Source organism: Stenotrophomonas maltophilia group sp. SKK55 (assembly GCF_057179845.1).
Map to the genome: position 1 here is coordinate 65,902 of NZ_JBXUHP010000004.1, position 11,375 is coordinate 77,276.

13 protein-coding genes are annotated in these 11,375 nt (G+C 68.4%); 9 read left to right on the forward strand and 4 right to left on the reverse strand.

Annotated features, from left to right (window positions below):
- Positions 1-6: 6 nt before the first annotated feature.
- From AC2A1N_RS02340 to AC2A1N_RS02355, 4 genes are all read right to left on the reverse strand, one after another.
- Positions 7-1,620 carry a hypothetical protein gene (locus tag AC2A1N_RS02340; RefSeq protein WP_061480544.1) on the reverse strand — a complete coding sequence of 538 codons (1,614 nt, stop codon included), beginning with the start codon at positions 1,618-1,620 and terminating at the stop codon, positions 7-9.
- A 70-nt stretch (positions 1,621-1,690) separates the two neighbouring features.
- Positions 1,691-2,251, reverse strand: coding sequence for a hypothetical protein (locus AC2A1N_RS02345; RefSeq protein ID WP_061480545.1), 561 nt, complete (start codon positions 2,249-2,251; stop codon positions 1,691-1,693).
- 30 nt (positions 2,252-2,281) lie between these two features.
- Positions 2,282-2,701, reverse strand: a complete 420-nt coding sequence (locus tag AC2A1N_RS02350; protein WP_061480546.1) for an NUDIX hydrolase — start codon at positions 2,699-2,701, stop codon at positions 2,282-2,284.
- Positions 2,698-5,067 (reverse strand): S9 family peptidase, encoded by a 2,370-nt coding sequence (locus AC2A1N_RS02355; protein ID WP_484371399.1) that lies wholly within the window; start codon positions 5,065-5,067, stop codon positions 2,698-2,700. Before AC2A1N_RS02355 ends, AC2A1N_RS02350 begins: the two co-directional genes overlap by 4 nt.
- 167 nt (positions 5,068-5,234) lie before the next feature.
- On the opposite strand from AC2A1N_RS02355, the gene AC2A1N_RS02360 reads away from it, so the two are divergent.
- From AC2A1N_RS02360 to AC2A1N_RS02400, 9 genes are all read left to right on the forward strand, one after another.
- Complete coding sequence (locus AC2A1N_RS02360; RefSeq protein ID WP_005414880.1) at positions 5,235-5,564, forward strand: hypothetical protein; 330 nt, start codon at positions 5,235-5,237, stop codon at positions 5,562-5,564.
- A gap of 37 nt (positions 5,565-5,601) precedes the next feature.
- On the forward strand, positions 5,602-6,255 hold the full coding sequence (locus AC2A1N_RS02365; RefSeq protein ID WP_242890480.1) for an RNA polymerase sigma factor: 654 nt from the start codon (positions 5,602-5,604) through the stop codon (positions 6,253-6,255).
- A complete protein-coding gene (locus AC2A1N_RS02370; RefSeq protein ID WP_242890483.1) occupies positions 6,252-6,467 on the forward strand; it encodes a hypothetical protein in 216 nt (71 codons plus the stop codon). The genes AC2A1N_RS02365 and AC2A1N_RS02370 overlap by 4 nt, the downstream gene beginning before the upstream one ends.
- A gap of 213 nt (positions 6,468-6,680) precedes the next feature.
- Positions 6,681-8,078, forward strand: a complete 1,398-nt coding sequence (locus AC2A1N_RS02375) for a cytochrome ubiquinol oxidase subunit I (protein WP_111201091.1) — start codon at positions 6,681-6,683, stop codon at positions 8,076-8,078.
- A 1-nt stretch (position 8,079) separates the two neighbouring features.
- Entirely contained in the window at positions 8,080-9,093 is a 1,014-nt protein-coding gene (gene cydB, locus AC2A1N_RS02380) for a cytochrome d ubiquinol oxidase subunit II (protein WP_061480642.1), read from the forward strand.
- Between the two features lie 215 nt (positions 9,094-9,308).
- On the forward strand, positions 9,309-10,052 hold the full coding sequence (locus AC2A1N_RS02385; protein ID WP_242890486.1) for a beta-ketoacyl synthase chain length factor: 744 nt from the start codon (positions 9,309-9,311) through the stop codon (positions 10,050-10,052).
- The gene (locus AC2A1N_RS02390) at positions 10,045-10,842 is read left to right on the forward strand and encodes a lysophospholipid acyltransferase family protein (protein WP_061480640.1); all 798 of its coding nucleotides are present in this window, start codon (positions 10,045-10,047) and stop codon (positions 10,840-10,842) included. The genes AC2A1N_RS02385 and AC2A1N_RS02390 overlap by 8 nt, the downstream gene beginning before the upstream one ends.
- On the forward strand, positions 10,829-11,086 hold the full coding sequence (locus AC2A1N_RS02395; protein WP_005411610.1) for a phosphopantetheine-binding protein: 258 nt from the start codon (positions 10,829-10,831) through the stop codon (positions 11,084-11,086). Before AC2A1N_RS02390 ends, AC2A1N_RS02395 begins: the two co-directional genes overlap by 14 nt.
- A gap of 17 nt (positions 11,087-11,103) precedes the next feature.
- A complete protein-coding gene (locus AC2A1N_RS02400; RefSeq protein WP_005411609.1) occupies positions 11,104-11,361 on the forward strand; it encodes an acyl carrier protein in 258 nt (85 codons plus the stop codon).
- The last annotated feature ends 14 nt before the right edge of the window (positions 11,362-11,375 follow it).

The window sequence follows — 11,375 nt, forward strand, 5'->3', positions numbered from 1 at the left end:
GCAGGCTCAGCGCTTGCGATTGGAAGTGCGCGGCGCCGGAGCGTCCTCGGCCGTCGCTTCGTCCACCGCCTCCTGCAGGACGCGACCCAGCTCCAGGGCGCTCCAGTTTCCGGTGTCCAGCACATCGCAGGCGACGTGGCGCCCGCTGCGGTCGGCGGCGCACAGCCGCTCCAGCGTCGCATGGGCGTCGACGTCGCTGCTGCGGCCCTGCGCTGCGACCAGGTTCTCGCAGCCCTCGCGCACGCCGGCACGGCACACGGTGGTGTAGTGCTCTGCCGCCTGTCGCCACTGCCCGGACAGCGCAAGACGGTTGCCAAGAATGTTGCAGCCCTGCAGCTTGCCCTGCGCGCAGCAGGCTTCGGCACCGCCGCTGGCCAGCGCCTGCGGGCAGTCCTGCGGCAGCGGCAGCACCGTGTAGTGTTTCGGCGGGCTGCAGGTGCTCGCGCCCTCGCCGGTCGGTACGAACACCTGGAAGCGTGTCCACGTGTCCAGGCCCAGCAGCTGGCCGCCGGGCAACGGCCGCAGCACGAAGTCGCCGCCCTTGTCGTGGCGGATGCGGACGTCGCCGTCTTCGACACGGGCACGCAGCTGGCTGTCCCAGCCGATGCCGACCCGTCCTGCATCGCCGAAGTCCAGCGTATCCATCAGGCCACCTGCGGCGCGGAAGGTGCCGCAGGGCAGCGCCGTAGCCGGCTGCGGCCGCAACGAGGCGCCCAGCGCCTGCAACGCAGGCAGGCGCTCACAGGCGGCGCTGTCATTGCCGGGCGCGCACGCTGTGGCCAGTGCCTGCACCGCCTGCAAGGGGTCGCCGGATTCCCACGAGAGCTCGGCCACGCGGCTGCAGAAGCCGCCATGGCCGACCTGCTGGCACAACTGCAACAGCTGCTGGCGCTGCGCGGCCGGCACCACCACCGGCGTGGAGGGTGACAGTACGGAGCTCACCGCTTCGACCATCGCCGCACCCATCGCGGCCTTGACGATCTGCTCCTGCAGCGCCGGATCCGCTTCCAGCGCCGCTGCACAGGCCGGTGTCTCGTTGCTGAAGCCGCCATTCCGGCACGGCACAGGCAGTTCGATGCCGGCCAGTGCGGTATCGAGGATGGCCTGTTGCCGCGCCTCATCCGGCGTGGCCGGCGCCTTGGCCTCGTCATGCCAGCGATCGGCCAGCTGCAGGCACATGCCGGGCACGCCTTCCCGGCACGCCGCTGCCAGCGCGGTGGGGGTCGCCTCGTGGCGGTTGTCCAGGCAGGCCGCCGCATCGGCCAGGCAGCTGCCCGCAGCCGGCGCGGCGGCTGCGGCGCACTGTGCAGGGGCCTGCAGGGTGTAGACCGTGCCGTCCACCTCGAGGGTGCGGCCACGGTCGCGCACCTGCAGCGCGCTGGGCAGGCCATATTCCAGATTCACCAGCTGCAGCTTGCCTTCGATCTGCTGGAACGCGACCGGGGTCGGTGCGCTGCCGAAGTGCTTCTGCTCGCCACGGTTGGATGAGCTGACGCGCAGCGTGCTGCTGCCTTCGTCGGCCTTGAACAGGCCGCATTGCGGTGACTGTGCCGCGGCCACCGGCGTGGCCAGCAGCAACGCCCAGGCCAGCCAGTGGCGGTACGGTGCGAATGAGAGCATGTCGTCTCCTTGACGATCAAAGGCAAAACGCCGGGCGCTGCCGGAGGCCTTGGCCCACGCCCGGCAGAACTCAGTGGAAGCGCGCGCGCACGTCGGGGCGCAGCAGGCGCCAGGCCAGCCAGCCCTGCAGGCCGAGAAGCACGAACGACATGCCGACCACGGTCAGCGTGATCAGCCAGCGTTTCAGCTGCAGTTCCTGCAGCAGGGCCGGGTCATCGGCCAGCAACGGAATGAAGTCGCCCATGAACAGGTCCAGCCACCAGGCGGCTGCGAAGTTGGTCAGGGCACTCAGCAGCAGCAGTACCACGAAGCTCCACAGGCCCCAGCGACGTTCACGCAGCAGGCCCCAACTGGACACGGTCGAGGCCAGGCACAACAGCGCGACGACCATTGACGCGGCCACCGGGTGCGCCAGCAGCCAGACCAGGCTGTGCATCTGCTGGAGCTGCACTTCACCTTCCACCAGGTGCCACAGCGCGAGGTTCTGCAGCGGCCACAGCACCAGTCCCTGCAGCACGAAGTAGATCGTCAGCAGCAGTGACAGCCAGAACGAAGCCTGTGCGACCGGGCGCACCCAGGCGTGATAGGCCGGGGAAAGCGGCGAGGGGATCGACGGGATCGACATTGACATCCGATGTCCTTGCAGTCGGCGCCCGCCTGCTCAGCGGGCCGTCGCCCGGGTGGCGACGGCCGGCAGGATATGGTGTTCGCTCAAGGGTGCCAAGGGCAGGCCATGCGGCGGTTGCAGCGGCACCCAGGCCAGTTCGGCAATTTCGGCGCGCGCCTGCGGCGTGCCGTCCACCTGCACCCACCACGCCTGTGCCTGCACGCGGTGGCCGGGCTCGTTCACCGCCCAGTCCTCGAACGTGCCCAGCGCGATGGCGGCATCGGCGCGCAGCTGCACGCCCAGTTCCTCGTCCAGCTCGCGGGCCAGCGCCTGCAGGGGTGCCTCGCCGGGTTCGGGCTTGCCACCGGGCTGGATGAAGCGGCGCGCACCCTGCTTGCGCACCACCAGCGCCCGGCCGCGGTCATCCAGGATGACCGCAGCCACGATCCGGATCGTGGCTGCGGCGTCGCTCACTTCAGGTTCTGCTCGAACAGCTTGAGGATGCGCTTGTACTGGTCCAGCCAGGAATCGGCACGCACATAGCCGTGGCGTTCCAGCGGGTATGGGGCGATCGACCAGTTGTCCTTGTGCAGTTCGATCAGGCGCTGGGTGAGGTTCACCGAGTCCTGGAAGAACACGTTGTCATCCATCATGCCGTGGGCGATCAGCAGGTTGTCCTGCAGGTCCTGCGCGTACTCGATCGGCGAGGACACGCGGTACGCCTCCGGGTCGATGTCCGGGGTGTTGAGGATGTTGCTGGTGTAGCCGTGGTTGTAGTTGTGCCAGTCCACCACCGGGCGCAGCGCGGCGCCGGCCTTGAAGGTGCCCGGCGCACGGAACAGTGCCATGAAGGTCATGAAGCCGCCGTAGGAACCACCGTAGATGCCGGCGTGGTCGCGGTCACCCTGCTGGGTGTCGACCAGCCAGTCCAGGCCGTCCTTGTAGTCTTCCAGTTCCGGGTGGCCCATGTTGCGGTAGATGGCCGTGCGCCAGTCGCGGCCGTAGCCCTCGCTGCCGCGGTAGTCCATGTCCAGCACGATGTAGCCCTTCTGCACCAGCAGGTTGTGGAACATCTGCTCGCGGAAATAGGCCGGGTAGCGCTGGTGCACGTTCTGCAGGTAGCCGGCGCCGTGCACGAACATCACGATCGGATACTTGCGGCCCGGTTCCTTGTTTTCCGGTTCGTAGTACTTGGCCCAGACCACGCCGGCACCATGCTTGGACGGCACTGCCACCAGCTTCGGCTGGATCCACTGGCGTGCCTTGTAGTCGGCGGTGCGGGTGTCGGTCAGCACGCGCGCCTGGCCACCGGCACTGGGCAGTACCGCCAGCTGCGGCGGCAGGTAGGCGCCGGAGTAGCGCACCAGCAGCTGCTGGCCGTCGGGCGACAGCGAGAAATCCTCCACGCCGTTGAGGCTGGTCAGCTCGCGCACCTGGCGGCTGCCGGTGTCGACCGTGCAGACTTCGTAGTCATGCGGCGCCTGCTGGTTGCACAGGAAGTAGAAACCCTTGCCATCGGCCGACGGCACCGGCGCCGAGGTTTCCCACTTGCCGCTGGTCAGCGCCTGCGGCTTGGCGGTGCCGGCCTGGGTGTACAGGTGCGAGAAGCCCGATTCCTCGGACAACAGCCACAGCGTGCGGCCATCGGCCATCCAGCCGAAATCGTTGAAGCCCCAGTTGATCCAGGCGTTGTCGGTCAGGCGGTGGCGGTTCTGCACGCGGCCGTCGGCAGCATTGACGCTGATGATCCAGCGGTCCTTGTTGTCGTTGGCGCGCAGCATCACCGCGGCCTGCTGGCCGTCGGCGCTCCAGCGGATGCCGCCGCCCATGAAGTCGCTCATCACCTGCACGCTGCGCTCGCCCTTCAGCGCATCCTTGCCGGCCTTGCGGCGCAGTTCGGCCAGCGGGTCGGTGCTGATGCCCGGCAGGCCGGACAGCGAGACCTTCTCGGCCTTGCCGGTGCGCACATCCACGTACCACAGGGTGTGTGGCTCGAAGCCGTTGCGGCCGACGCGGGTGCGGGTGTCCTCGGTTTCCTCGTAGCCCGACTCGGTCACGTACAGCGGCATCTTGCTGGTGCGGCCGTCGTCGAAGTCCTTCGGCTTGGTCACCACGATCAGGTGGGTCAGGTCCGGCGACAGCACGCTGTCACCGATCTCGACGTCGGCGCCCAGGTAGACCGGGCCCGGTGCGCGGGTCGGATCAGCCTGGCGCCAGCGCTGGTCCTGGTCCTTCAATGCCTCGCGCTGCTCGCGGTCGCGGCGCAGGGTTTCCAGCGTGCGCAGCTGCTGGTCGCGCAGCACGTCGGCCTTCGGCGGCGTGCGCGGGTCCTTCTCGGCCTTCAGGCTGGCCACCTGCTGCACGCCGCTGGCGGCGGTCCAGTGGAACCAGTTCTGGCCGACGCGCCAGATCACGCCGTTGTCCGCGGCAAAGTTCACGTTGCCCGCGCGCTCGTTGCTGCGGGTCAGCTGGGTCAGCGCGCCGCTGCGCAGGTCGCGCACGAACACATCGCCATTGCGCACGAAGGCGCTGCGGCTGCGGCTGCGGTCGTAGACCGGCTCGGCCACGTCCAGGGTGCCGCGCTGGTCATCGGCCACCTGCGCGGCCACGCCGCCGGCCACCGGCTGGCGGAAGGTGTCGCGCACCGGGCTGCCGTTGCGCTTGAGCTGGTACTCCACCTGCTGGCTGTTCCACGACCACCAGGCCTTCTCTACCGGCGGACCGATCCAGTCCGGGTCGGCCATGGCCTGTTCGATGGTGATCGGCGTCGGCGCGGCATGCGCAGCCGGTGCGGCCAGCACGGCCGACAGCAGGAGGGACAGGGGCAGCACTCGGGACATGGGCGGACGGCACCAGAAGAGGAAACCGGGCAAGGGTAGCAGCCGTCCGGGCCGGGGGCAGGGGCCACAGGTCATGGCAGCGGGATTGGCAAAGTGGCGCAACCGGTTGCCGTGGTCGCGCATCCATTCTCCTGAACCCGCATCATCCACCGAACAGGAGCCCGACCATGCAGGAACTGATCCCGATCACCCTCTTCATCTGCATCGCCTACGCGATCCATGCCATTGCCGATGCGCGCGCGCGCAGCAAGCTGGTGGCTCCGCACGTGCCAGAGGAAGTGATCCGCTCGCTGGCGGTACTGGAAGAAGAACGCCGCCGCCAGGGCGCCCTGCGCTGGGGCATCAGCCTGGTCTGCCTGGCCCTGGCCATGGCCCTGCTGGAGGCCATCGGTGCGCGTGACCTGACCTTTGGTGCCGCTGCCGCGCTGGTCGGCAGTGCCGGCCTGGGCCAGCTGCTGGCCTGGCACTTCACCCGCCCCGCCGCACGCAAGGGCTGAGCCGGCGCATGCCACGGGCACAGGGGGCGCCCCGTAGATGAGCCTGCTCGGCGAAGCACTGTCGGCACTGCGGGGCCGTCGCCGCGAGGATACGGCGGCGACGGCAGCCCCCGCCAAAGCGTTGGACGCGGACCAGGCCCTGGTGCGGGCCATCATCGATGGCTCGCAGGCGGCCTTCGCGAAGCTGGTGGAGACCCACCAGCGCACCTGCGCGCATGTGATCGGACGCATGGTCGGCGACCGCGACCAGGTCGCCGACCTGCTGCAGGAAACCTTCCTTGCCGTGTTCCGCCAGCTGCATCGGTTTCGTTTTGAATGCTCGCTGCGCACCTGGGTTTCCCGGGTCGCTTACACCACGGCGCTGCAGCACCTGCGCCGGCGGCGGCTGGAGGCGCAATGGATGGTGGCGGTGGAGGTGCCGGAGGAACTGGGGATCGGCGATGAAGGCCCCGGGCCCGCCGAGTTGAGCGAGGCGCTGCAGGCCGGGCGCCAGCTGGGCGCGGCACTGGAACGGCTGAGTCCGCCGCAGCGCCTGATCGTCGGCCTGCATTACCTGGAGGATTTCGATCTGGCCGAGATCGAACAGGTGACCGGGCTGGCGCGCGGTACCATCAAGAGCCATCTGCACCGCGCGCGCCAGATCCTGAAGCAGGAACTGACGCGGCATGCCACCGCCGGAGAGCTGCTGTGAATCCACCGACCGACCCTCGCGATGCGGAAAAGCGCGCGCTGGCGCAGGCGTTGCGTGAGCAGGCGCAGCAGGAACAGACACCGAATGTGAGTGAGGCGCTGCAGAAGCGCATTGCCGCTGAGTCGCACGACAGTGGTGTGGGCTATGTGGTGGTGCAGGTGCTGTTGTTTGGCGCGCTGTTGGCTGCAGCGGCCTGGTATTTCTGGCACTGAGGCACCCGCCGGGCAAGGGGCCGCTCCAATCGCGGTGGGTAGAGGCCGACCTGGGTCGGCGTTTGGGCGTGTGTGCCAACCAAGGTTGGCAGCTACCAGAACGGTTGACCCCTGCGACAAAGTGAAGCAGCGCGTCACCCGGTCGCATCCCGTCTTAACGAAGTCCTCCTAAAGTGGTCCGGTATCCCACCGGTCGCAGGCAGGAGGCGTCCCTTGGACGCGTTGTTGTTGTCCCGGATCCAGTTTGGATTCGTCATCAGTTTCCACGTGCTGTTCCCCGCCTTCACCATCGGTACGGCCAGCTGGCTGGCCTTCATCGAATGGCGCTGGCTGCGCACGAGGCTGCCCGTGTGGCGCGAGCTGTACTTCTTCTGGCAGAAGATCTTCGCGGTGTCGTTCGGCATGGGCGTGGTCAGCGGCATCGTCATGGCCTTCCAGTTCGGTACCAACTGGCCGCGGCTGAGCGAGGTGGCCGGCACGGTCATCGGCCCGCTGCTGACCTACGAGGTGCTGACCGCGTTCTTCCTGGAAGCCAGCTTCCTCGGCGTGATGATGTTCGGCTGGGGCCGGGTCTCGCCGCGCCTGCATTTCCTGTCCACCTGCATGGTTGCGCTGGGCACGCTGTTCTCCACGTTCTGGATCCTGTCGTCCAACAGCTGGCTGCACACGCCGGCCGGCTACGAGATGGTCAACGGCATCGTGCATCCGGTGGACTGGTGGCAGGTGGTGTTCAATCCCTCGTTCCCCTACCGCCTCGCGCACATGGCGCTGGGCTCGTTCATCACCACCTGTTTCGTGATTGGTGGCGTGGGCGCGTGGTACCTGCGCAAGGGCACGCACGTGGAAGCGGGCCGGCGCATGCTGATCGCCGCCGTGGCATTCGCTGCGCTGACCGTGCCGGTGCAGATCTTCGTCGGCGACATGCACGGCCTGAACACGCTCAAGCACCAGCCGATGAAGATCGCGGCGGTGGAGGCGCATTGGCATGAGACCCGGGAAGGCGAGGGCGTACCGCTGGTGGTGTTCGCGCTGCCCAACGAGAAGGAGGAGCGCAACGATTTCGAAGTGGCCATCCCGAAGCTGGGCAGCGTGATCCTGACCCACAGCCTGGACGGCACCTTCGACCCGCTCACTTCGGTACCGGCCAGCGAGCGGCCGCCGGTGACGCCGGTGTTCTTTGCCTTCCGCATCATGGTCGGGCTGGGCACGCTGATGCTGCTGCTGGCCTGGGTGTCGGCCTTCCAGCTGTGGCGCAACAAGCTGCTCGATTCGCCATGGCTGCTGCGCGGCTGGAACTGGATGCTGCCCAGCGGTTTCATCGCGCTGCTGTCGGGGTGGTTCGTCACCGAGATGGGGCGCCAGCCGTGGGTGGTGTATGGCCTGCTGCGCACCGCCGATGCGGTCGGCCCGCAGAGCGCGTGGATGACCGCGCTGTCGCTGGGCGTCTACGTGGTCGGCTACGCCTTCGTGTTCGGCTGGGGCATCTGGTACCTGGTGAAGATCCTGCGCCACGGACCGCAGCCCTACGCCGAAGGGCCGTCGCTGGACCACGGCAGCCACACCCCGGCGCGCCCGCTGTCGGCAGCCGACGAACCGCTGGAGGAGCGCTGACATGGACCTGATGACCTGGCTGCCGGTGGCGTGGTTCGCGGTGATCGGCTTCGGCGTGCTGATGTACGTGGTGCTGGACGGCTTCGTGCTTGGCATCGGCATCCTCGCCCCCTTCGCCGAGGACGAGGAGCAGCTGGACCTGATGATGAACACCGCCGCGCCGATCTGGGACGGCAACGAGACCTGGCTGGTGCTGGGGGGGGCCGGCCTGCTGGCGGCCTTCCCCAAGGCCTATGCGGTGCTGTTGTCGGCGCTGTACCTGCCGGTGCTGGTGCTGGTGGTGGCGCTGGTGTTCCGTGGCGTGGCCTTTGAATTCCGCTTCAAGGCACATCGGTCACGCCGGCTGTGGAGCGTGGCGTTCGGCCTCGGTTCGCTGCTGGCGACGTTCGCCCAGGGCGTGATCCTGGGCACGCTGGTGCAGGGCATCCCGCTGGTGGACGGTGTCTATCAGGGCGGGCCGTTCGCCTGGTTCAGCCCGTTCGCGATGCTGACCGGTGCCGCGCTGGTGGCCGGCTATGCGTTACTGGGCAGCACCTGGCTGATCCTGAAGACAGAGGGACGCGTGCAGGCGCTGGCGCGGCAGATGACCCGGCCGCTGGTGGTGGCGGTGATCGCGGCGATGGGCCTGGTCAGCAGCTGGCTGCCGTTCCTCGACTCGCGGTTGATGGCGCGCTGGTTCAGCGACGGCAACTTCTGGTGGCTGTCGCCGGTGCCGCTGCTGACCCTGGCGGTAGCCGCCGCGCTGTGGCGCAGTGCCACCCACCCGCGCCACGACCTGCCGCCGTTCGTGCTCAGCCTGGCCCTGTTCGTGCTCGGCTTCCTCGGCCTGGTACTGGGCATGTGGCCCTACCTGCTGCCACCGTCGATGACCCTGTGGCAGGCCGCCGCGCCGGCCTCCTCGCTGGGCTTTACCTTGGTTGGCCTGGTCATTCTGCTGCCGGTCATCCTCGGTTATACGGCGTGGTCGTACCGGGTGTTCCGTGGCAAGGTGCACGCCGATACCGGTTACCACTGATCGTTTGAAGCGGGGCCGCCGGTGCCGGCTCCCGTGTTGGGGAATGTGAAACCTGCACACCCCGTGCAGGACGTGCTAGCGTGCGCTCCTTTCCGGCAGCCAGGGGGGCAGCCGGCGACGTCCTGGACGGACGCACGGCTGCAGGACTGGGGGGCCGCCGCGCGTCGCCGTAATGGCTCGTGCCTATCGTTCTCCCGTTGAAGCACCTTCGCTAAATGATCGAATTCTCCATCGTCGACTGGGCTGCCTGGGCGCCCGGCCTGAGCGAGCGTAGCCAGTGGCTGGGCTGGGCCGATGCGCCGTATCCGCCGGTTGGCGAGGACACGCCGGCGCTGGCCGAGATCCCGGCAATGCAGCGCCGGCGCATCGAGCGGCTGGGCCGGATGGCGATCCAGGCCGCCTGCTGGTGCGAGGAGGGGCAGGGGGCAGACAGCCAGGTCCCGCTGGTGTTCGCCAGCCGCCACGGCGACGTGGCCCGTTCGATGGAGCTGCTGGGGGCGCTGGCCAGCGATCAGCCCTTGTCACCGACGGGGTTCGGCCTGTCGGTACACAACGCGATTGCTGCGTTGTACTCGATCGCGCGCGGCCACCGTGGCAACTACCTGGCGCTGGCCGCCGGCCAGGCCACGGTCGAAACCGCCTGCCTGGAAGCGGCCGGTCTGCTCGCCGATGGCGCCCGCGAAGTGCGGGTGGTGGTGTATGAGTCGCGCCTTCCCGAGATTTACGCGACGTTCGCCGACGAACCCGACCCGTTCTTTGCCTGGTGTTGGCGTTTGACGGCGCCGACGCCGGGCCAGCCGACCCTCTCCCTGCAGTGGGAGGCGGCGCCGGAGGCCACTGCCACCGCCCCGGGCGCGCTGCCGCACGCGCTGGACCTGCACCGCTTCCTGCTGTCCGGTGCGCCGGCGCTGGAGCACGTGGCCCAAGGCCAGCGCTGGCGCTGGGGGCGCCGTGGCTGAGGCGCTGCGCCGTCTCGATCATGCCTGGCGGGTGCTCGGCACCGGCCTGAGCTTTGCCGCATTCGGCATGGGTGGCCTGTTGCTGGGCGTGCTGGTGATGCCGGTGCTGCTGCTGATGCGCGACCCGGTGGTCCGTCGCCGCCGGGCGCGCCGCGTGGTTCAGGTTGCCTTTGCCAGCCATCTGCGCCTGATGCGCGCGCTGGGGGTGATGACCTACCAGATCGAGGGCGGTGAACGCCTGCAGCGCGACGGTTTGCTGGTTCTGGCCAATCACCCGACCCTGATCGACGTGGTCTGCCTGATCTCGCTGCTGCCCAACGCCGATTGCGTGGTGAAACGCGCCGTGGCCCGCAACCCGTTCATGCGCGGTCCGGTGCGGGCGGCCGGCTACATCTCCAATGACGATGGCGCTGGCCTGGTCGATGACTGCGTGGCGGCGGTGCGCGCCGGCGGCACCCTGGTGATCTTCCCCGAAGGCACCCGCAGCGTGCCGGGCCAGCCGCCGCGGCTGCAGCGCGGGGCCGCCAACATCGCCGTCCGCGGCCGGCTGGACATCACCCCGGTGCGGATCACCTGCACCCCGCCCACGTTGACCAAGGGACAGAAGTGGTATCGTGTCCCCTCACGTCGCTTTCACGTTCGGCTGCAGATCGGCGAAGATATCCCGATCGCGCCCTTCCTGGCCGATGACGACTCGCCAAGGGGGGATGCCTTGGCAGCCCGCCGCGTCACCGAGCACCTTTCTCGTTATTTCGACCTGTCTGGAGATCCGCCCCGTGCAAGCACTTGAGCACGAGATCAAGGAATTGATCATTTCCTCCCTTTCGCTGGAGGACATCACGCCGGAGGACATCGATCCGACCGCGCCGCTGTTCGTCGAGGGCCTGGGCCTGGATTCGATCGACGCGCTGGAGCTGGGCCTGGCGCTGCAGAAGAAGTACGGTGTCAGCCTCTCGGCCGATTCGGAAGAAACCCGTCGCCATTTCTCCAGCGTGCGCGCGCTCGGCGAGTTCGTCGCCGCCCGCCAGTCGTAACGGCGCCAGGAATAGCCATGACCAAGAATGAACTGTTCGAACGCATCGTCAGCATCCTGACCGACAGCTTCGAGATTGAAACCGCCCGGATCACCCCCGAGGCCCGCCTGTATGACGACCTGGACATCGACAGCATCGATGCGGTCGACCTGATCGTGCAGCTCAAGCCACTGCTCGGCCGCAACCTGCAGCCGGAAGCGTTCAAGGCCGTGCGCACCGTGCAGGACATCGTTGATGTCGTGCATGGACTGCTGCCAGACCAGGCAGCCGCCTGACCGCAGCGCCGGCG

What these genes read in the sequence shown, in the direction of transcription:
- AC2A1N_RS02340 (WP_061480544.1), bottom strand. Translation starts at nt 1,620, where the DNA reads ATGCTCTCATTCGCACCGTACCGCCACTGGCTGGCCTGGGCGTTGCTG.
- AC2A1N_RS02345 (WP_061480545.1), bottom strand. Translation starts at nt 2,251, where the DNA reads ATGTCAATGTCGATCCCGTCGATCCCCTCGCCGCTTTCCCCGGCCTAT.
- AC2A1N_RS02355 (WP_484371399.1), bottom strand. Translation starts at nt 5,067, where the DNA reads ATGTCCCGAGTGCTGCCCCTGTCCCTCCTGCTGTCGGCCGTGCTGGCC.
- AC2A1N_RS02360 (WP_005414880.1), top strand. Translation starts at nt 5,235, where the DNA reads ATGCAGGAACTGATCCCGATCACCCTCTTCATCTGCATCGCCTACGCG.
- AC2A1N_RS02365 (WP_242890480.1), top strand. Translation starts at nt 5,602, where the DNA reads ATGAGCCTGCTCGGCGAAGCACTGTCGGCACTGCGGGGCCGTCGCCGC.
- cydB (WP_061480642.1), top strand. Translation starts at nt 8,080, where the DNA reads ATGGACCTGATGACCTGGCTGCCGGTGGCGTGGTTCGCGGTGATCGGC.
- AC2A1N_RS02385 (WP_242890486.1), top strand. Translation starts at nt 9,309, where the DNA reads ATGATCGAATTCTCCATCGTCGACTGGGCTGCCTGGGCGCCCGGCCTG.
- AC2A1N_RS02400 (WP_005411609.1), top strand. Translation starts at nt 11,104, where the DNA reads ATGACCAAGAATGAACTGTTCGAACGCATCGTCAGCATCCTGACCGAC.